Annotated in this window: 19 protein-coding genes; 17 read left to right on the top strand and 2 right to left on the bottom strand. The window is 43.2% G+C overall.

The window, feature by feature from the left end:
• The first annotated feature begins 287 nt into the window (after positions 1-287).
• The 11 genes from nusB to spo0A all read left to right on the top strand — a co-directional run bounded on the left by nusB (position 288) and on the right by spo0A (position 12,562).
• The gene (gene nusB / locus TY49_RS21390; RefSeq protein WP_041967936.1) at positions 288-680 is read left to right on the top strand and encodes a transcription antitermination factor NusB; all 393 of its coding nucleotides are present in this window, start codon (positions 288-290) and stop codon (positions 678-680) included.
• Positions 681-735: 55 nt separating this feature from the next.
• A complete protein-coding gene (gene folD / locus TY49_RS21385) occupies positions 736-1,608 on the top strand; it encodes a bifunctional methylenetetrahydrofolate dehydrogenase/methenyltetrahydrofolate cyclohydrolase FolD (RefSeq protein ID WP_041967935.1) in 873 nt (290 codons plus the stop codon).
• Positions 1,609-1,743: 135 nt separating this feature from the next.
• Positions 1,744-3,102 carry an exodeoxyribonuclease VII large subunit gene (xseA, locus tag TY49_RS21380; RefSeq protein ID WP_041967934.1) on the top strand — a complete coding sequence of 453 codons (1,359 nt, stop codon included), beginning with the start codon at positions 1,744-1,746 and terminating at the stop codon, positions 3,100-3,102.
• On the top strand, positions 3,092-3,325 hold the full coding sequence (locus TY49_RS21375; RefSeq protein ID WP_041967937.1) for an exodeoxyribonuclease VII small subunit: 234 nt from the start codon (positions 3,092-3,094) through the stop codon (positions 3,323-3,325). The genes xseA and TY49_RS21375 overlap by 11 nt, the downstream gene beginning before the upstream one ends.
• A 2-nt stretch (positions 3,326-3,327) precedes the next feature.
• On the top strand, positions 3,328-4,221 hold the full coding sequence (locus tag TY49_RS21370) for a polyprenyl synthetase family protein (protein ID WP_041967933.1): 894 nt from the start codon (positions 3,328-3,330) through the stop codon (positions 4,219-4,221).
• 220 nt (positions 4,222-4,441) lie between these two features.
• Positions 4,442-6,334, top strand: a complete 1,893-nt coding sequence (gene dxs / locus TY49_RS21365; protein ID WP_041967932.1) for a 1-deoxy-D-xylulose-5-phosphate synthase — start codon at positions 4,442-4,444, stop codon at positions 6,332-6,334.
• A 3-nt stretch (positions 6,335-6,337) separates the two neighbouring features.
• On the top strand, positions 6,338-7,186 hold the full coding sequence (locus tag TY49_RS21360; RefSeq protein ID WP_041967931.1) for a TlyA family RNA methyltransferase: 849 nt from the start codon (positions 6,338-6,340) through the stop codon (positions 7,184-7,186).
• Between the two features lie 486 nt (positions 7,187-7,672).
• On the top strand, positions 7,673-8,122 hold the full coding sequence (gene ahrC, locus TY49_RS21355; protein ID WP_041967930.1) for a transcriptional regulator AhrC/ArgR: 450 nt from the start codon (positions 7,673-7,675) through the stop codon (positions 8,120-8,122).
• 16 nt (positions 8,123-8,138) lie between these two features.
• A complete protein-coding gene (gene recN / locus TY49_RS21350; RefSeq protein WP_041967929.1) occupies positions 8,139-9,830 on the top strand; it encodes a DNA repair protein RecN in 1,692 nt (563 codons plus the stop codon).
• A gap of 119 nt (positions 9,831-9,949) precedes the next feature.
• Complete coding sequence (gene spoIVB, locus TY49_RS21345) at positions 9,950-11,242, top strand: SpoIVB peptidase (protein WP_041967928.1); 1,293 nt, start codon at positions 9,950-9,952, stop codon at positions 11,240-11,242.
• A gap of 522 nt (positions 11,243-11,764) precedes the next feature.
• Complete coding sequence (gene spo0A, locus TY49_RS21340) at positions 11,765-12,562, top strand: sporulation transcription factor Spo0A (RefSeq protein ID WP_041967927.1); 798 nt, start codon at positions 11,765-11,767, stop codon at positions 12,560-12,562.
• Between the two features lie 187 nt (positions 12,563-12,749).
• On the opposite strand, the gene TY49_RS24385 is transcribed toward spo0A, so the two are convergent.
• Positions 12,750-12,890, bottom strand: a complete 141-nt coding sequence (locus TY49_RS24385) for a YycC family protein (RefSeq protein WP_084135572.1) — start codon at positions 12,888-12,890, stop codon at positions 12,750-12,752.
• A gap of 42 nt (positions 12,891-12,932) precedes the next feature.
• On the opposite strand from TY49_RS24385, the gene TY49_RS21335 reads away from it, so the two are divergent.
• Positions 12,933-13,670 (top strand): glycerophosphodiester phosphodiesterase, encoded by a 738-nt coding sequence (locus TY49_RS21335; protein WP_041967926.1) that lies wholly within the window; start codon positions 12,933-12,935, stop codon positions 13,668-13,670.
• Between the two features lies 1 nt (position 13,671).
• Here the strand turns inward: TY49_RS21335 and TY49_RS21330 are convergent, their stop codons facing one another.
• On the bottom strand, positions 13,672-13,935 hold the full coding sequence (locus TY49_RS21330; protein ID WP_041967925.1) for a DUF2627 domain-containing protein: 264 nt from the start codon (positions 13,933-13,935) through the stop codon (positions 13,672-13,674).
• Positions 13,936-14,149: 214 nt separating this feature from the next.
• Here TY49_RS21330 and TY49_RS21325 point away from each other — a divergent pair, with 214 nt between their 5' ends.
• The 5 genes from TY49_RS21325 to lpdA all read left to right on the top strand — a co-directional run bounded on the left by TY49_RS21325 (position 14,150) and on the right by lpdA (position 21,217).
• Positions 14,150-16,210, top strand: a complete 2,061-nt coding sequence (locus tag TY49_RS21325) for a sigma-54 interaction domain-containing protein (protein WP_041967924.1) — start codon at positions 14,150-14,152, stop codon at positions 16,208-16,210.
• Between the two features lie 132 nt (positions 16,211-16,342).
• On the top strand, positions 16,343-17,248 hold the full coding sequence (gene yqiS, locus TY49_RS21320) for a phosphate butyryltransferase (protein ID WP_041967923.1): 906 nt from the start codon (positions 16,343-16,345) through the stop codon (positions 17,246-17,248).
• 28 nt (positions 17,249-17,276) lie between these two features.
• Positions 17,277-18,371 carry a branched-chain amino acid dehydrogenase gene (bcd, locus tag TY49_RS21315; protein WP_041967922.1) on the top strand — a complete coding sequence of 365 codons (1,095 nt, stop codon included), beginning with the start codon at positions 17,277-17,279 and terminating at the stop codon, positions 18,369-18,371.
• A gap of 247 nt (positions 18,372-18,618) precedes the next feature.
• A complete protein-coding gene (buk, locus tag TY49_RS21310; protein ID WP_041967921.1) occupies positions 18,619-19,704 on the top strand; it encodes a butyrate kinase in 1,086 nt (361 codons plus the stop codon).
• A 91-nt stretch (positions 19,705-19,795) separates the two neighbouring features.
• Positions 19,796-21,217, top strand: a complete 1,422-nt coding sequence (lpdA, locus tag TY49_RS21305; protein ID WP_041967920.1) for a dihydrolipoyl dehydrogenase — start codon at positions 19,796-19,798, stop codon at positions 21,215-21,217.
• Positions 21,218-21,230: the final 13 nt, after the last annotated feature.

The following is a 21,230-nucleotide window of genomic DNA, read 5'->3' as shown; positions in this document are numbered from 1 at the left end:
CGAAATGAAGGGGAGAATTTGTGCGAAGTAGACCCATGTTCGGACAACATCACCACACTAATTAACTAAAGCCTGTTGAAAGACAACACTACGCTGTCACGGGGCTGGCTCAAGGCGGTAGGCCCTTTCTTAATTTTGAATATTCTTAGTAACCAAGAGATATTTCCGCTTGTTTTGATTAACTTTTTTCTAAAAAGTGAAAAATAATAGGAAACCATGCGTAAAGAGATATGATATGCTATTATTTTGTTAGAATCAGACAAGCCATAAAGGAGCTAAGGAATTCAATGAAAAGAAGAACAGCAAGAGAAAAGGCATTACAAGCCTTATTCCAGATTGATATAAGCAAGGTAGAGGTTTCAGACGCGATTGAACATGTGCTTGAAGAAGAAGCTGGGGATGATTATCTGAACAAGCTTGTGAACGGTACGGTTCAGCATCAGCAGGAAATCGATGAGGAGATCAAGGTGTACTTAGAAAAGTGGTCTCTCGACAGGCTTGCAGCTGTAGACCGGAATCTTCTGCGTCTTGCCGTATATGAATTGAAGTATTGCAACGAAGATGTACCGATGAATGTCGTTCTTGATGAAGCGATCGAAATTGCTAAATTATATGGGGATGACCAATCAAGCCGATTTATTAATGGTGTTCTGTCAAAAGTAAAGCAGAGCATATCCTAAAAACCATTGGAAGCAGGCAGGTTGGACCTTCCCTGATCACATAGGGGGAGAAAGTATGGCTGCTAGTATTATTGATGGAAAAGAAATTGCTAAAAAGAAGAAACTTGAAATCGCCGACCAGGTTCAGGAGTTGAAGAACCAGGGAGTAACTCCGGGCCTGGCTGTGATACTTGTCGGTGATAACCAAGCATCAAGAACCTATGTCAACAGCAAGCAAAAAACTGCAAGAGAACTTGGTATGCATAATGTCCTGATTGAATATCCTGTCTCCATTACTGAACAGGAACTATTGGCTAAAATTGACGAACTCAATCGTGATGAAGATATTCACGGCATTTTGGTTCAGTTGCCGCTTCCGGATCACATCAATGAAAAAAATCTGATAGAAGCTATTTCCCCGGAAAAAGATGTTGATGGCTTTCATCCAATCAATATTGGTCGGATGATGACGGGCCAGGATGCTTTTTTACCGTGCACGCCATATGGTGTAATGGTAATGATGAAGGAAATAGAGATAAATCTTGCCGGGAAGCATGTAGTTGTGGTCGGCAGGAGTAATATTGTCGGAAAGCCGGCTGGCCAACTTTTCTTGAATGAAAATGCAACAGTTACATATTGCCATTCGAGGACAAAGGATTTACAGGAACATACGAAACAGGCAGATGTAGTCATAGCAGCAGTCGGAAAAGCAGGCTTGATTACCGCTGACCATATCAAGCCAGGGGCTGTGGTCATCGATGTTGGCATGAACCGCGATGATCAAGGCAAGCTATGCGGTGATGTAGCCTATGATGAAGTCAAAGAAAAAGCTGGGTATATCACTCCTGTGCCCGGGGGTGTTGGTCCAATGACCATCGCCATGTTGATGTTCAATACAATGAAGTCTGCAAAGAACCATTTGAATAGACTTCAAAATTCAAATCTGTAAGGCGTGATTCTGTCCATATCTGTTATAAGTTAGAAACTGAAAATCCACTTATGTTAAGTGACGAATCGGGATTCTAAATTTATAATGGGTATGGGCAGTTTTTTTGAGTATAAGCACCACAAAAGGAGTTTACCAATGGATAATCAGCGTTATCTAACCGTCAACGCGTTAACCAAATACATAAAGAGAAAATTCGATGCCGATCCGCATCTCCAGGGCGTCTATATCAAAGGGGAAATTTCCAACTTTAAAAGGCATTCGAGCGGGCATATGTATTTTACGCTCAAGGATGAGAAAGCCCGAATTCTTGCTGTCATGTTCGCGGGTGCCGCCAGGTCCATGAAGTTCAAGCCTGAGAATGGCATGAAGGTTCTGGTCAGAGGAGATATCTCTGTGTACGAAGGCAGTGGCCAGTACCAGGTATACATAAAAGAAATGAAAACCGATGGAGTGGGCGATTTATTTGTTGCTTATGAGCAGCTGAAGAAGAAGCTTGAGCAAGAAGGCCTTTTTTCTCCCAAATACAAGCAGCCTATTCCGAAATATCCAAAAGCTGTGGGCATTGTCACTTCCCCAACTGGGGCAGCAATCCGCGATATATTAACAACGATTAAAAGAAGATATCCTATTACCAAAGTGATGATTTTCCCGGCCCTTGTTCAGGGAGACCAGGGAGGTCCATCCATAGTGAGGGCAATCGAGAAGGCGAATGCAAGGACAGATATCGATGTTTTAATCATCGGCCGGGGGGGCGGATCGATTGAGGAATTATGGAATTTTAATGAGGAATCAGTTGCCAGGGCAATTTTCGCCTCGAAAATTCCTATTATTTCAGCAGTCGGCCATGAAACAGATTTCACGATAGCTGACTTTGTCGCAGACATGAGAGCGCCGACTCCAACTGGAGCTGCGGAGCTGGCCGTCCCTCATATCCAGGAGCTCATTGAGAGGGTAATGAACAGGGAAACAAGGCTGATGAGGGCGATGAGGGAAAAAGTGTTCTTCCAGCAGGAGCGCTACCAGCGGCTGATTAGGTCATATGCCTTCCGTTATCCAAGGAAGCTTTATGAACAAAAACTTGAACAAGTGGACAAGCTGACGGAATCATTGACTCGTGGAGCTGAAAAGCTTTATTTTGCAAAAAACGATGCACTTCTGCAATTGAAAAGAAGATTAGAACGAAGTCACCCAGAAGAACTGAGGAAAGTGTCTGCTGAAAGGCATGTAAGGACTACGAGGGCTTTAAACAGGGCAATGACGGCCGTCTTATCTGAAAAGCGAAAAGAGTTCAATGGAATCGTGGCTACGCTTGAAGCCTTAAGCCCGTTAAAGATCATGGACCGAGGCTATAGCCTTGCATACACAGATGATGGGGAACTGATCAAAACAGTCACCCAGGTAAAACCTGAACGGAAAATAAAGGTAAAGCTTTCTGATGGAAGCATTCAATGTGTCGTGACAGATATCAAGGAGAGTGAAAATGATGGCAGATGAAAAAAAACTAAGTTTTGAACAGGCGATGGAGCAACTGGAAACTATAGTTGAAAAACTTGAAGAAGGCGACGTGCCTTTGGAAGAAGCGATTTCTTTTTATAAAGAAGGAATGGAATTATCCAAGCTTTGCCATGATAAGCTAAAGAATGTGGAAGAACAACTGGCCCAGATCATTACTGAAGATGGACGGACTGAAGGTTTCTCCATAAATGAGGAGGAATAGTATTGCATCCTGTTTCACTTGATTCTTTTACACAAAAATATAAGACACTTGTAGAGGAACGGCTAAAAGAGGTTGTTGGTGCCCTGGAGACACCGGAGAATCTTGCTAAGGCAATGCTTTATTCATTGCAAGCAGGAGGAAAAAGGATCCGTCCGCTACTCGTTTTCGCTGTAATGGACGCCTTCGGGAAAGACCCGCAAGATGGTCTTGATGCTGCCGCGGCAATCGAAATGGTCCATACCTATTCACTTATTCACGATGATCTGCCGAGTATGGATGATGATGATTTGAGAAGAGGAAAGCCGACGAACCATAAAGTATTCGGAGAAGCGACTGCCATCCTTGCAGGTGACGCTTTATTAACATTGAGTTTCAACATGCTGGCCGATATTCCTGAGAATGCCGCACCTGCAACCGTTAAGCTTGCCTTGATCAAGGGATTATCAGCTGCCGCTGGTGCTCCTGGTATGGTGGGCGGCCAGGTAGCAGATATGGAAGGGGAAAATAAAGAGCTGACCCTTGAGCAGCTTGAATATATCCATATTAATAAAACAGGAAAATTGCTCGAGTACAGTATCATTGCTGGCGCAGAAATTGCCGGGGCAACTAAGGAGCAAAAGGAAGTAATGTCCAAGTTTGCCTATCATATTGGCCTTGCATTCCAGATACGTGATGATATCCTCGACCTTGAGGGTACTGAAGAAATGATCGGCAAGCCGGTTGGCAGCGATACAGCTAACGAAAAAAGCACGTATCCTGCTTTGCTTGGATTAGCAGGAGCCAAAGAAGCGCTTGATTATCATTTGCGAAGCGCGAAAGATTCACTTGCCAAAAGCGGACTTGAGGTTGGGATTCTTGACCAGATCACCGATTTGATTGGACTGCGTAACCATTAAAGCAGTCGTTGAGAACAGTGCAATAGTGTGCTATAATTGGCTGTTAGCACGGTAGTGTTGGCAGCTTTTTTTATACATAAATTAGAAAAATAGACGCCATATTTTCAGGTAGTGCTTGAAAATCTTTCTTTACTTAATATATGTTATTACTAACAACTTTTTGAGAATAAGAATAAACAACGCGGAATAATAAGTCAGAAATGAAAGTGAGTGGTCCGAAATGGATCTTTTATCAATAAAAGACCCTTCCTTCTTAAAAAATCTTTCGAATAAGGAATTGGAAGAGGTAAGCAGGGAGATTCGGCAGTTTTTAATTGAAAAACTATCAGTTACAGGCGGACACATAGGACCTAACCTCGGTGTTGTCGAATTAACGATTGCCCTTCATAAGTGTTTTGACAGCCCGAAGGATAAATTTCTTTGGGATGTTGGCCATCAATCATACGTACATAAAATCCTGACCGGAAGAGCATGTCAATTTGATACGTTAAGGCAGCATAAAGGACTGTGCGGTTTTCCAAAGATGATTGAAAGTGAGCATGATGTCTGGGAAACAGGTCATAGTTCAACTTCACTATCAGCTGCAATGGGGATGGCGATTGCCCGGGACCTGAAGGGGGAAGATTCCCACATCGTTCCGATTATCGGTGATGGTGCCCTTACAGGTGGAATGGCTTTAGAGGCCTTGAATCATATCGGGCATGAAAAGAAGAAGTTGATTGTCATTTTGAATGATAACGAAATGTCGATTGCACCTAATGTGGGAGCTTTGCATAGTGTACTTGGCCGCCTTCGGACCGCTGGTAAGTACCATTGGGTAAAAGATGAACTTGAATACTTGTTAAAAAAGGTGCCTGCTATTGGCGGTCAGCTCGCAGCGACTGCCGAAAGGATAAAGGACAGCTTAAAATATCTGTTTGTCTCAGGAATCTTTTTCGAGGAATTAGGATTCACCTATCTTGGACCAGTAGATGGTCATGATTACGACGACCTGTTTGAAAACCTTGCATATGCAAAAAAGCAGGAAGGGCCTGTACTGTTGCATGTGATCACGAAAAAAGGCAAGGGATATAATCCTGCTGAAAACGATAAAATTGGCACTTGGCATGGAACCGGACCTTATAAAATGGAAACCGGTGATTTTGTGAAGCCAGAATTCTCACCTCCAGCCTGGAGTAAGCTGGTTAGTGAGACAGTAAGGAAAATCGCGAGGACGGACGAACGTATCGTTGCTGTAACGCCTGCTATGCCTGTTGGTTCAAAGCTTGAGGGCTTTGCCAGCGAATTCCCTGACAGGATGATTGACGTCGGGATTGCTGAGCAGCATGCAGCTACTTTTGCAGCCGGACTGGCAACGCAAAATATGAAACCATTCCTGGCGATCTATTCAACCTTCTTGCAGCGGGCTTATGATCAGGTGGTCCATGATATTTGCCGCCAGAACTTGAATGTCTTTATTGGCATTGACCGTGCCGGACTCGTTGGCGCTGATGGAGAAACGCACCAGGGCGTATTTGATATCGCCTTTTTAAGGCACTTGCCTAATATGGTATTGATGATGCCGAAAGATGAAAATGAAGGACAACATATGGTATACACGGCCTTAAAATATGATGAAGGCCCGATTGCGATGCGTTATCCACGAGGCAATGGGCTGGGTGTACCAATGGATGAAGAGTTGAAAGAAATCCCAATCGGAACCTGGGAAGTGCTTCGTGAAGGTGAAGACGCAGCCATCCTGACATTCGGTACGACGATTCCAATGGCTATGGAGGCAGCGGAGATTCTTGCTAAGCAGGGTATATCAGTAAAAGTAGTCAATACCCGTTTTATCAAGCCTCTGGATGAAGAGATGCTGGCTGGCATCCTGAATAATAACATGCCTATCCTTACGATTGAGGAGGCTGTCCTTCAGGGTGGATTCGGCAGCTTCGTGCTCGAAACATCGCATGACCTGGGTTATCAGCATGTAGAAATCGACAGGATGGGAATCCCAGATCAATTCATTGAGCATGGCAGTGTGGATAAGCTTCTTGAGGAAATTGGAATGACAACAGAAGATGTCGTCTTGCGAATGCAGAAGCTTGCGAGACAGAAACAAAAAAGGGCGTAGCAAATGAAAATCAAAAAAGAACGATTAGATGTACTGCTTGTTGAACGCGGTCTTGCCGAAACGAGGGAAAAGGCCAAACGGACAATCATGGCGGGGCTCGTCTACTCCAATGAAAACCGACTGGACAAGCCTGGTGAAAAGGTTAGCAGTGACATTCCCCTGACTGTAAAGGGAAATGTCCTGCCATATGTGAGCCGTGGAGGACTGAAGCTTGAAAAGGCATTAAAGGTTTTTGACCTAGATGTTCAAGGAAAAACACTGTTGGATATTGGAGCTTCTACTGGTGGTTTTACCGACTGCGCCCTTCAAAATGGTGCTGAGATGTCTTATGCCTTGGATGTCGGCTACAACCAGCTTGCCTGGAAGCTGCGTCAGAATGATCGTGTCGTCGTGATGGAGCGGACAAACTTCCGATATGTGAAACCGGAGGACCTCATTAAAGGAATGCCGAATTTCGCAAGCATAGATGTATCTTTCATATCACTTCGGCTGATATTGCCTGTGTTAAAAACCTTGCTGGTAACAGGCGGCGATGTCGTCGCTCTCGTCAAGCCGCAATTTGAGGCTGGAAGAGAACAAGTCGGCAAAAAAGGTATCGTACGTGACAGGAAGGTCCACGAACAAGTTTTGGACAGAATCATTTCTTTTTCGATAGAAGAGGGCTATGATGTTATGGATCTAAGCTTCTCACCGATCACAGGCGGTGATGGCAATATCGAATTCCTGCTTCATCTTCAGTGGAACAACACCGCGGAAAAAAAAGGCAGGCTGTTGCTGAAGACCGAGCCTGAATCAGTCGTAACTGAAGCGCATAATGAATTAAAATCAAAGCAAACTAGCGAAGAAGAATAGGCTGAATTAGCCTGTTCTTTTTTTGTGTAATTCAAAAAAATTATAATGTTTGCAGTGGAATTATTCCTTGATGCAATAGGTTTTAGGTTCAGTTAATGCTATTGTTGATTATTAACACCTGATGATTGTAGTGGAAGGCGCGAAGACTCCTCCGAAAATGCTAACGCATTTCCATTGTGCGTGGGCAGGTTCTAGGAAGCGCATTCAATGTCCTGCGGGATCAGCTGGGAAGGTGAGACCCCGCAGACGCCAACGGCGGCGAGGAGGCTCAGCCCCGGCCCCGCGGAAAGCTAAGCGCCTGGAACGAAAATCAACATCCTATTTTACAGAGCCTTCTTTATAAACATTTTCTTTTTAAATCAGTTCACCACTTCGTCAATTCCAACGATAACTTTTGCCGAAAGTCCACGAATGATTGTACATTCTGTTGAAATCGGCTAACATATGAGTATATGAATGTTTCGGATATATCCAGGGGTGATATTAATGAATAAAGGACAGCGACATATAAAAATCCGTGAGTTAATCGCGAGTAAAGATATCGAGACGCAGGATGAACTCGTTGATCGATTAAAAGCTGCCGGTTTTAACGTTACACAGGCGACAGTTTCACGTGACATCAAGGAGCTACATCTTGTAAAGGTTCCTTTGATTGATGGCAGATACAAATACAGTCTTCCTGCAGATCAGCGTTTCAATCCATTGCAAAAATTAAAAAGGTCGTTAATGGATGCTTTTATCCGGATTGACCAGGCAGGCCATCTTTTAGTAATGAAAACACTGCCGGGAAATGCCAATGCAATCGGCGCACTGATTGATAATCTTGATTGGGAAGATATTCTTGGCACGATTTGTGGAGACGATACCATCTTGATTATTTGCCGTACTCCAGAGGATACTGAGCAAGTCACAAATCGTTTTCTCGAAATGCTGTAAATGAGGTGACGTTTGCTTGTTAAATGAATTATCGATACGAAACTTCGCAATAATTGAATCATTATCCGTTTCTTTTAATAAAGGCCTTACCGTACTCACAGGTGAAACAGGGGCTGGGAAATCCATCATCATTGATGCCATCCACCTGCTCGTGGGCGGACGGGGCTCAGCAGAATTCGTCCGACATGGGGAAGATAAAGCTGAAATTGAAGGTTTATTTCATTTGGAAGGCGAAAATCACCCGAGCTATGGAAAAGCAGCTGAGTTTGGCATCGAGATTGAAGATGCCATGATCGTCTTAAGAAGAGATATTTCGGCGAGTGGAAAAAGCGTCTGCCGAATTAATGGCAAACTTGTCACAATCGCAACCCTGCGTGAAGTAGGTTCGACCTTGATTGATATTCATGGTCAGCATGAGCACCAGGAATTGATGGATGAAACAAAGCATATCAATCTGCTTGACCAATTTGGTGCAGATGAAATCCTGCCTGCCCTTCATGAATACCAGCAGGTTTTCCGTTCATTTGAACAAACACAGAAAAAGATGAAAAGCTTAAGTGAAAATGAACAGCAAATGGCCCATAGACTTGATTTGATTCAGTTCCAACATGATGAAATCCTCTCAGCGGACCTAAAGATGAACGAGGATGAGGAGCTTCTTGAAGAAAAACGTAAACTTGGCAACTTCGAAAGAATTTACGAGAGCATTCAGACCAGTTATTCAGCTTTGCAGGGAGAGCAAAAGGGCCTTGACTGGATTGGTTTAGTAATGGATAATCTTCAGAATGCGGCTGATCTGGATCCAGACTACAAAAATGTTGCTGACACTGTAGCGAACAGTTTCTATATGCTGGAAGACGCAGCGAGGACAATCAGGAATGAACTTGATTCCCTTGAATATGACCCGCAGCGCTTGATTGAAATCGAAGACAGACTAAATGAAATCAATCAATTGAAGCGTAAATATGGGAAAACGATAGAAGAAATCCTTGAGTATTCCTCGAAAATCGAAGAAGAAATTGAGACACTGCAAAATAAAGAAGTCCATATTGGCCAGATGGAAAAAGAGCTTGCATCCCTTAAGAAGGATTTGCGTATCGAGGCCAATAACCTGACTCAAACTCGCAGGAAATGGGCAAAAAAGCTTACAAAATTAATTCATAAAGAACTTAAAGAGCTGTATATGGAAAAGACGGTATTCGACCTTAGAATCGACGCGGATTCTGATCATTTTCATAAAAACGGTGCAGATAAGGTTGAATTTTATATCTCGACGAATCCAGGCGAACCACTGAAGCCTTTGTCAAAAATTGCATCCGGAGGAGAACTTTCGCGGATCATGCTCGCGCTGAAAAGTATCTTTTCAAAACATCAGGGTGTCACTTCAATCATTTTCGATGAAGTGGACACAGGAGTCAGCGGCCGGGTTGCACAATCGATTGCCGAAAAAATCTATAGTGTGTCGACTGGATCACAGGTTCTGTGTATTTCGCATTTACCTCAAGTCGCAGCGATGGCTGATACCCACCTGTATATCGCAAAAGTCATAAAGAATGGCAGGACAAAAACATCTGTCACACCACTTTCTTCCTCTGAGAAGGTAAAGGAAATCGTCAGAATGATATCAGGGGTGGAAGTTACGGACCTCACGAAACAGCATGCTGAAGAATTGCTGAAGCTTGCCCAGAATATGAAGGCAGTTACTTGAAAAGCTATCCATAATGGGTAGCTTTTTTATTTTTATACAGGTTATAAATGCGGGGAGTCGAGGCAAAATTAAAGATGTAGCCATTTTCGATGTGTGTGGACTAGAAGCGAGGAGAGTGAATGGATTTGAAAAAGGATTTTCTTAGAAAATTTATTGGTGGAATTCTCCTTGTTTCATTAATTGCTTTAGGATTTGCAAAACCAGTACATGAATATTTATCTATTCCAGGAGATATAACATTATTCGAGGGGCAAAAGCTTGATTTCCAGACGAATGCAGTTCAAGTTTCAGCTCCCGTAAAAGACTCAAATATCGCAGTGGACCAAAAAGGTGAAACCTTGTCTCTAGAGGCAAAAAGACATGGGAAGGATGAACTGGTCCTTGAACTAGCCGGATTTCCGGTTAAAAAAGTCGATGTAAATGTCCTAAAGGATTTCAAGGTCAGGCCAGGCGGTCAATCAATAGGAGTAAAGCTGAACACGGTTGGTGTCCTTGTGGTCGGGCATCACCAGGTTCAGGCTGATGAAGGAAGAGTGTCACCAGGTGAAAAAGCAGGCATAAAAAAAGGCGATATCATCACAGAGATCAATGGACAGCAAATTGAAAAAATGGCGGACGTTGGACCGTTTGTTAAGCAAGCTGGTGAAGATGGCAAGCCATTGAATGTTGTAATAAAAAGGGAAAATGAAAAAATCAAAACTCAACTACAGCCAGAAAAGGATGTTAATGAAAACACCTATAAGCTTGGGTTGTATATACGCGATTCAGCTGCAGGAATCGGGACGATGACTTTTTATCATCCTCAGTCAAAAAAATATGGAGCACTGGGGCATGTCATTTCCGACATGGATACGAAGAAGCCTATCGTCGTTGGTGACGGACAAATTGTAAGATCTACAGTTACTTCGATTGAAAAAGGCGGTAAAGGCAATCCGGGGGAAAAGCTGGCTCGCTTTTCATCTGACCGGGAAGTAATAGGGAATATCCGAAGGAACAGTCCTTTTGGAATCTTTGGCGAACTGAACAAAGATATTTCAAATGGCGTATTTGATAAACCTCTGCCAATTGCGCTTTCACATCAAGTGAAAGAAGGTCCGGCGAAAATCTTGACGGTCGTGAATAATGACGAAGTAAACCTTTTTGATATAGAGATTGTCAGCACCATCCCGCAGAAATTTCCAGCAACAAAAGGCATGGTCATTAAAGTAACCGACCCGGAACTGTTGGAAAAAACAGGCGGAATCGTCCAGGGAATGAGTGGAAGTCCGATCATCCAGGGAGATAAGTTAGTGGGGGCAGTGACCCACGTCTTTGTAAATGACCCAACAAGTGGATATGGTGTTCATATAGAATGGATGTTGAACGAAGCAGGTATAGATATTTACGAAAAACCAAGAGAGCAGGCAAGTTAATACAGGAATTCGGCGGCGGCAAATAGCCGCCTTTTCTTTATGTATAACAATAAACAGACAACGCAAGGGTATGACGGACAGAAATCGAAGAAAATCACGATAAAGTGTCCATCATCAGGAGTTAAGACGGGCAGAAATCTATAAAAATTACGAAGATGTTCGCTTACGACGAGGAGGCTCACCGCCAGTGAGGAAGAATTCGTTTTTTAAAAAAGCCGGATGTTGGGCTTTTTCATAATTCTTCCCCGCGGAAAGCCTAGCGCTTGGAACGGAAAACAGCATAAACTAATATTAATGCCTAAAAATAAAGATTATTCGACAAATTAACTGAAGCTTTTTTGTCAACTATCGAAATAAGTCGAAAAACAAAGGAAAATGAAGCATTAATAAGAAAATATTACTTTTTTAAGAAAAAATTAAAAATAAGAGGAATTTCTGTTGCATTGTCGAATTAGTCATTTAGAATAGAATTTAGAGAAGATAATGTTTGTGATCATAATTGGATTGAGGAGGAACCAAGTAGTGAACAAAATAAAAGTATGCGTAGTTGATGACAACAGAGAATTAGTAGGTCTTCTTGAGGAATATATTTCCTCTCAGGATGATATGGAGATTGTTGGAGTTGCCCATAATGGCCAGGAATGTTTAGAGATGCTCGAAGATACAGATCCAGATGTCTTGCTTTTAGATATTATTATGCCTCACCTTGATGGTTTGGCGGTCCTGGAGAGACTTCGTGAAATGAAGAAGGGAATCATTCCAAATGTAATCATGCTGACTGCGTTTGGCCAGGAAGATGTAACAAAGAAAGCAGTAGACCTTGGGGCATCATATTTCATTCTCAAGCCGTTCGATATGGAGCAACTGGCTGGCCATATTCGTCAGGTAAGCGGCAAGGCAAAATCAGTAGCGCGAAAACCATCGTCATCAATCAATTATGGCAGATTGAATGCGGAACAAAAGCCTAAAAACCTTGATGCGAGCATTACGAGCATCATTCATGAAATTGGCGTCCCTGCACATATTAAAGGTTATATGTACTTGCGTGAGGCTATTTCAATGGTTTATAACGATATTGAACTACTTGGCTCGATCACAAAAGTCCTCTATCCAGATATCGCCAAGAAATTCAATACAACGGCAAGCCGTGTAGAACGTGCTATCCGCCATGCGATTGAAGTGGCGTGGAGCAGAGGGAATATCGATTCCATTTCCTCGCTGTTTGGTTATACTGTTTCGATGTCAAAGGCAAAGCCGACAAATTCCGAATTCATCGCGATGGTCGCTGACAAGCTGCGCCTTGAGCATAAAGCTTCTTGAAAGAGTTAGGGCAAATTTAGCTATTTATTCTTAATATTATATGGAACATCTTACTTTATCACGGTTTTACCGTACTAAAGTAAGATGTTTTTATATGCCTGAAAATTGGTAAACCATGAGTATGCATATTATCATGTATATATAGCGCAGGAATCCATAAAAAAACGCCCAATAGGCGTTTTGAGATTTATTTTTCTTTTTCTTTTTCAAGTTCCGTTAATTTTTGAATGAGGATATGTTGGGGCATGTGCATGATTTGTTCGATAGGCACTCCGAGCTTTTCGGAAAGCTTAACAGCAGTCTCAGCGGAAATATGTAATGATCTCATTGTTTATTTACCTCCAAATTGAAAAGATGGGTGTGATGGTTTATGACTCTTATTTTAGCACATCGCGGCTATGCAGCCGAATATCCTGAAAACACTTTGCTCGCTTTTAAAGAAGCCGAAAAAGCGGGTGCTGAGGGGCTGGAGCTTGATGTCCAGATGACAAGAGACGGTGAACTAGTTGTGATTCATGATGAAAAGGTTGATCGAACAACGGATGGCACCGGACTGGTAAAGGACTACAGTTTAAAGGAGTTAAAAAAATTGGATGCCCGTTTCAAATTCGAGGCTTTACCAAAAAAAGAACTCATCCCTACTTTAGATGAAGTACTGGAATGGCTATCAGGAACCAAATTGGTCTGCAATATTGAATTGAAAAATAGTATTATAACTTATGAAGGCATGGAGGAAAAGGTCATAAATATGGTTAGGGCTTACGACTTATCAGACAGGATCATCATTTCATCCTTCAATCATTACAGCATTGTCCACAGCTATTTGCTTGCGCCAGAGATTGAAATCGCTCCTTTGCTTTCCGAAGGCTTATACATGCCCTGGATTTACGCACAGTCGATAAAAGCTAAAGGCTTTCATCCTCACTGGCGGGCTGCACCGGATCAAATCGTCAGAGCCTCCCTGGAGAGCGGGATTGAAGTGAGACCATATACTGTAAATAAAGAGACAGAGCTGGAAAGGTTGTTCAAGGTTGATTGCAGTGCGATCATAACAGATGACCCTGCAAAAGCAAGGAGAATAAGGGAAAAAATAAACAGGCCTGAATAAATCAAGGCCTGTTTTGCTTTTTATTGCTATCAGGTATTCGGAAAAATGCCTGGACTTTATTTCTTTTACGATCACGATGCAGGATAAAACCGGCGATGAACCCCAGTCCAGCCAGGAAAAAAAGAAGTCCCGCAAGGAATTGAAGCCACAAATACGGAAATGGCGCCTGCAAGATTCCAAACACCATGTCTCGCATAAGTTTTACCCCTAAAGCAGCAATGACGCCTGGTATCAACATAATGATTAATGCTATGATCCTGATCATTTGGTTTCCCCTCGTTATTTGTCCTCTGTTAAAAAGTATACTTAACCCTGTGTTTTTCCGCAATATAAGTTATTCAAAGAGCATTGCTTACAGAAGAGTTAGAAAACAAAGAAATTTGTCAGCGCATACAAAAAGAATTACAATAATAGTGAAAGATTTTGCAGACTAGAAAATTGGACCCATGAAATATTTTTCCAGATGTGTGGTGTATATTATGCAGAAAGTAATGATTGTAGGAGCGGGTAAGGGTGGAACGGCCATCCTGAACATTTTCAAACAGACTGCAGATGTGATAGCTGTGGTTGATCTTAATCCTGACGCCCCCGGAATTATCGCGGCGCAAAATGCTGGCATCCAAACCGGAACAGATTGGCATCGATATATGTCAGACCATCTCGATATCATCATCGAAGTGACCGGTGAAGAGGAAGTCTTCAAGGAATTAAGGGAAGCCCGCGGTAAAAACACTGTACTGATTCCCGGCAGTGTCGCATTTCTATTGGCGACCCTTTTAGAGGAAAAGGAAGAGTTAATAAAAACTCTCAGAAAAATTACATATGAGCATGACTTGATTTTTAACTCTTCTGGAGATGGCATGGTAGTCATCAATACAGAAGGAATCATAACTTTGTTTAACAAAAGCGCCGAAAAAATTATCGGAACAACAAGGGAACAGGCAGAAGGGCAACATGTTTTAGAAATTATACCAACAAGCAAGCTTCCGAGAATTTTGAACACGAGGAAGACAGAGTCCAACCAGGAATTATTGCTTCCAAATGGATCGAAAATCATCACTACAAGAATTCCGATCATTGATGAAAATGACCAATTGATTGGAGCGTTCTCTGTTTTTAAGGATATTACAGAAGTTGTGAATCTAGCGGAAGAGATAACGAATTTAAAAGAGATTCAAACAATGCTCCAGGCAATCATAAACTCGAGCGATGAAGCAATTTCAGTAGTAGATGAAGATGGCCGGGGGATTTTGATCAATCCTGCTTATACCAGGATAACCGGACTGAAGGAAGAGGAAGTAATCGGACAGCCAGCCACCGCTGATATTTCTGAGGGCGAGAGCATGCACATGAAGGTCCTTAAGACGAGAAGACCAGTTCGTGGAACAGCGATGAGGGTCGGCCCAAATAAAAAAGAAGTTGTTGTCAACGTAGCCCCGATCATAGTAGATGGGAAGCTCAAGGGAAGTGTCGGGGTCATCCATGATATGTCGGAGATCCAGAGCTTGAATCGGGAGCTGACACGCGCAAGGCAGATTATCAGGACCCTTGAAGCGAAATACTCGTTTGAGGATATTATCGGCCAATCAGAAGAAATGACGATTCCGATTGAACAAGCGAAGCTCGGGGCGAAAACGCCTGCAACTGTCCTCCTTCGCGGGGAATCAGGAACTGGGAAAGAATTATTTGCACATGCCATTCACAATGCCAGCGACCGCAGGTTCAACAAGTTTATACGTGTCAATTGCGCGGCAATTTCTGAATCGCTGCTGGAAAGTGAACTTTTCGGCTACGAAGAAGGAGCGTTTTCAGGTGCCAAACGGGGCGGTAAACGCGGGATTTTTGAAGAAGCCAATAACGGCAGTATTTTTCTTGATGAAATCGGTGAATTGCCTGCCAATACGCAAGCCAAATTACTTCGGGTTTTACAGGAGAGAGAAATTGTCCGGGTGGGTGGAACGAAACCTGTACCAATCAATGTCAGGGTTATAGCCGCCACGAATATGAACCTTGAAAAAGCGATTGCGAACGGCAGTTTTAGAGAAGACTTATATTATCGTTTGAACAGAATGCCGATTCATATACCACCTCTCAGAAGAAGGAAGGAAGATATCCCTCTTCTATGTGAAAGGTTGATTCGCAAAATTAATCAAGATTATGGACGTAACGTTGAAGGTGTTTCTGATGATGCCATAAAAAAGTTGATAGACTATGATTGGCCCGGTAACGTAAGGGAACTTGAAAATGTCCTTGGCCGTGCAATTATCTTCTTGAGCTATAGCGAAACGATCATCCGGATTGAGCATTTGCCTGAACTGCAGAACAGCCAACAGAAGGATAGTGAAGATACGATAGGCCAGTCAATTCCGACTGAACCCCTTGCGCTCCAATTGGACAAGTACGAAGCGAAGGTAATCAAATCAACTCTTAAGGCTGTAAAAGGGAATAAAACAGCTGCAGCCAAAGTTTTAGGTGTATCAGTCAGAAATTTATATTATAAGCTCGAAAAATATAATATTGAAGCAGATAGCATGCAATAATTTTCACACTCTGCAATTTTTTGCATAATATTTTTGAGCAAAAGTAAAGCGTTTTCAACGTTTTAACTTGGCACAGTTCTTGCATAAATAATTAGCGGTGATGCGAGAAGAACAGAAAGGGTTGAATCATTCATGAAATTAGATTCACTTATCAGCATGGCATCCCAAAATGACAGGAAAACAGTTGCTGTCGCTGCGGCTGAAGATGCTGAGGTATTAGAGGCAGTTGCTCAAGCTGTAAACCTGGAGCTTGCCGATTTTCTTCTATACGGAAACAAGGAAGAAATCGAAAGAATGATTACAGCTAAGCATCCAGAACTTACAGACAGAAAAGGGGTTAAGATCATTTCTGCGCCGAATAATAATACTGCAGCAGAAATGGCCGTGAAAGCAGTCAAAGCGAAAGAAGCCAATGTCGTGATGAAAGGGAATATCCCTACTGCTGCGATTTTGAAGGCTGTCCTAAATAAAGAATATGGTCTGAGGACCGGTGCAGTTCTTTCCCACGTGGCTGTATTTGAAGTGCCGGGCTACGATCGATTTACCATCGTTACCGATGCAGCTATGAATATTGCACCAGATCTTGAGCAAAAAGCCCAAATCATCAAGAATGCTGTCAAGGTAGCTCATTCTATAGGGATTGAACTGCCAAAAGTCGCGCCACTCGCAGCGGTTGAAGTGATCAATCCGGCCATGCAGGCCACGGTAGATGCAGCTTCATTAACGATGATGAACAAAAGAGGACAAATTCCCGGATGTATCGTAGATGGCCCGCTAGCCTTAGATAATGCGGTTTCACAGCTTGCCGCAGAGCATAAGGGGATAAAAAGTGAGGTTGCCGGCAGGGCTGATATCCTGTTAGTCCCAGCGATCGAGGTAGGAAATGTCCTTTATAAATCATTAATTTACTTTGCCAACGCAAAGGTTGGGGCAGTCATTGCCGGGGCAAAAGCACCAATCGTGTTAACATCCCGGGCGGACACTGCTGAGAGCAAGTTATACTCACTTGCATTGGCGTTATGCTCTGCTTCTAAATAAGTTACATAAACCAGGGGAGGAATTAGAAATGGAAATTTTCAAGTATCTAGAACAGTACGATTATGAGCAGGTTGTATTTTGCCAGGATAAACAGTCAGGATTGAAAGCAATCATTGCAATTCATGATACAACTCTTGGACCAGCTTTGGGCGGAACTCGCATGTGGACTTACGCATCTGAAGAAGCGGCAATCGAGGATGCACTTCGCCTTGCTAAAGGTATGACATACAAAAATGCTGCTGCTGGCCTGAACCTTGGTGGCGGTAAGACAGTTATTATCGGCGACCCGCGCAAGGATAAGAATGAAGAAATGTTCCGAGCATTCGGCCGCTATATCCAAGGCTTAAATGGAAGATATATCACTGCAGAAGATGTAGGTACTACTGTGGCAGATATGGACTTAATCCATGAGGAAACTGATTATGTAACTGGTATCTCACCAGCATTTGGTTCATCTGGAAATCCTTCTCCAGTAACGGCTTACGGCGTATACAGAGGAATGAAGGCAGCTGCTAAGGAAGCTTTTGGGACTGATTCTCTAGAAGGAAAAACAATCGCAGTTCAAGGTGTGGGCAATGTGGCATATAATCTTTGCCGTCACCTCCATGAAGAAGGCGCACAGCTGATTGTTACTGATATTAACAAGGAAGCAGTACAAAGAGCTGTTGAGGAATTCGGTGCTAAAGCTGTTGAGCCGGATGAAATCTACAGCGTAGACTGTGACATTTACGCACCATGTGCATTAGGCGCAGTAATCAACGACGAAACAATTCCTCAGATAAAAGCGAAGGTTATTGCCGGAGCAGCGAACAACCAGCTTAAGGATACAAAACATGGAGATATCATCCATGAAATGGGTATTGTGTATGCACCTGACTATGTCATCAATGCTGGCGGTGTAATCAATGTAGCTGATGAGCTTTACGGCTATAACGCTGAAAGAGCAATGAAAAAGGTTGAAACTATTTACAACAATATCGAAAAAGTAATTGAAATTGCTAAAAGGGATGGAATTCCTACTTATAAAGCGGCTGATCGTATGGCAGAAGAGCGGATTGAAAGAATGCGCAATTCCCGCAGCCAGTTCCTGCAAAACGGCCACCATATCCTTAGCCGCCGTTAATTTAGGCTAATATCGAGATAATTGTTGGTGTTAAACATGGTAAGAAATGTTTATCAAGGGTAGGACGATGCCCCGAAGTCAATAATAATGGGTTGAGTAATACAAATTGCAACAATGAATTCGAAAACAGCCTTTAAAAGGTTCCGCAGAGAGCGCTGAATATTTGTTTCGGCGCCTCTGCTGTTTCCTAAATGCTACTGACGTATTGCGGACTTTTGCATTCCGCGAGCAAATTGGAGGTTTAACTGTGCAACAAACAGAACATCGGATTCTAGTTATTAATCCAGGATCTACATCAACGAAAATTGGAGTATTTGACAATGAGGTTTCCGTTTTCGAAAAAACAATCCGTCATGATTCAGCTGTCATCAACTCCTATGAAACCATCATCGACCAATACGAATTCAGGAAGAATACGATACTTGAAACGCTTGATACTGAAGGGATCAACATTTCAAAATTGAGTGCTGTTTGTGGGCGCGGCGGGCTTTTACGGCCAATAGAAGGCGGAACATATGCAGTGAATAATAAGATGCTCGATGACCTGCGAGCAGGTTATTCAGGCCAGCATGCTTCAAATCTGGGAGGTATTCTAGCATATGAAATTGCATCAGGTTTGAATATCCCTTCCTTTATCGTCGACCCGGTCGTGGTCGATGAACTTGATCCGGTTGCGCGTGTATCGGGATTCTCGCTCATTGAACGAAAAAGCATTTTCCATGCATTGAACCAAAAGGCAGTCGCCCGCAGGGTTTCGAAAGAGTTGGGTAAAAAATATGAAGAGCTGAACTTGATTATTACCCATCTTGGCGGCGGTATCACTGTTGGTGCCCATAAAATGGGAAGAGTTGTTGATGTGAATAACGGTCTGCATGGCGATGGCCCATTCAGTCCAGAACGTGCAGGTACAGTACCAGCGGGTGACCTAGTTCAGCTATGTTTTTCCGGTGATTATTTCCGTGAAGAAATAATGAAAAAACTAGTCGGTCAGGGCGGTCTCGTAGGATACCTTGGCACGAATGATGCAGTCAAGGTCGAAAAAATGATCAAGCAAGGAAATGCGAAGGCAAAGCTTGTATACGAAGCGATGGCTTACCAGGTAGCAAAGGAAATCGGTTCTGCAAGTGCTGTCCTTGCTGGGAAAGTGGACGCGATTGTACTGACTGGCGGGCTTGCTTACGGCAAAGAGTTTGTCCAGGGAATCTCTGAACGGATCAATTGGATCGCGGACGTTATTGTCCACCCGGGTGAAAATGAACTTCAGGCCCTTGCTGAAGGTGCCCTTCGCATCCTGCGCGATGAAGAAAAAGTAAAAGAATATCCGGGCAGATAAGGATAGCTGGGTATTAGGACCAACCAGGGCCTGGAACGGAAATGAGCAATCAAATAAATAACGTTAAACCATATATAGAGGAGGGATCCAGATGGCTCAAGAATATGATTTGGTCATTGTTGGAGGCGGAACAGGCGGATACGTAGCAGCAATCAGAGCTTCTCAGCTTGGCTTGAAAACTGCCATCGTTGAAAAAGGAAAGCTTGGCGGAACATGCCTGCATAAAGGCTGTATCCCAAGCAAGGCATTGCTTCGCAGTGCTGAGGTTTATGCTACCGCAAAGAAAAGCGAAGACTTTGGCGTGACGACAGGTGAAGTTGGTGTCAATTTCGTTAAGGTACAGGAAAGAAAAGAAAAAATCGTTGAGCAGCTGCACCGTGGTGTACAGCACCTGATGAAACAAGGCAAGATCGATGTCTATGAAGGTCTAGGAAGAATCCTGGGCCCATCCATCTTCTCGCCAATGCCAGGAACCATTTCTGTAGAGATGAACAATGGCGAAGAAAATGAAATGCTGATCCCTAAGAATGTCATCGTTGCGACTGGTTCAAGGCCTAGAACATTGCCTGGTCTTGAAGCAGATGGGCAATATGTCATGACATCTGATGAAGCGCTTGTGATGGATGATCTTCCTAAGTCGATCATCATCGTCGGCGGTGGTGTAATCGGGATCGAATGGGCTTCCATGCTTGCTGATTTTGGCTCTGCTGTCACAGTAATTGAGTATGCAGATCGAATTGTTCCAACTGAAGACAAAGAAGTTTCAAGAGAAATGCAGCGTGCGATGAAGAAAAAAGGCGTGAAGATCGTAACGAACGCAAAAGTCTTATCAGAGACCCTGCAAAAAGGTGATGGTGTCACGATCAGCGCAGAGGTTAAAGGCGAAACGAAAGAATTCACTGCTGAAAAATTGCTTGTCTCTGTTGGGCGCCAGGCAAATGTAGAAGGAATCGGCCTTGAGAATACAGAAATTCAGCTGGAAAGAGGTTTCATCCAGACAAACGAGTTTTTCCAGACAAAGGAATCTCACATTTATGCAATCGGCGATGTCATTGGCGGCTTGCAGCTTGCACATGTGGCTTCTCATGAAGGAATAGTCGCTGTTGAGCACATTGCCAATCAAGAGCCACAGCCAATCGACTATACGCTCGTCTCAAAATGTATTTACAGCTCTCCAGAGGCCGCCAGCGTTGGGCTGACTGAAGATGAAGCAAAAGAAAAAGGTCACGATGTAAAAATAGGCAAATTCTCTTTCAAGGCAATCGGCAAAGCGCTTGTATATGGTGAATCCGATGGTTTTGTGAAAATCGTAGCTGACAAGGAAACCAATGATATTTTGGGTGTCCATATGATCGGCCCGAATGTAACAGATATGATCTCAGAAGCGGGACTTGCAAAAGTTTTAGATGCTACACCATGGGAAATTGCCCATACCATCCATCCTCACCCGACATTATCCGAGGCAATCGGTGAAGCTGCCCTGGCAGTGGATGGCAAAGCAATCCATTCTTAATTTCTATTTTATA

This window comes from Mesobacillus selenatarsenatis SF-1, assembly GCF_000813125.1.
In the GTDB taxonomy this organism is placed as follows: domain Bacteria; phylum Bacillota; class Bacilli; order Bacillales; family Cytobacillaceae; genus Mesobacillus; species Mesobacillus selenatarsenatis.
Note: the sequence above shows the minus strand (reverse complement) of the source record. Positions and strands in the feature narration are given on the sequence as shown.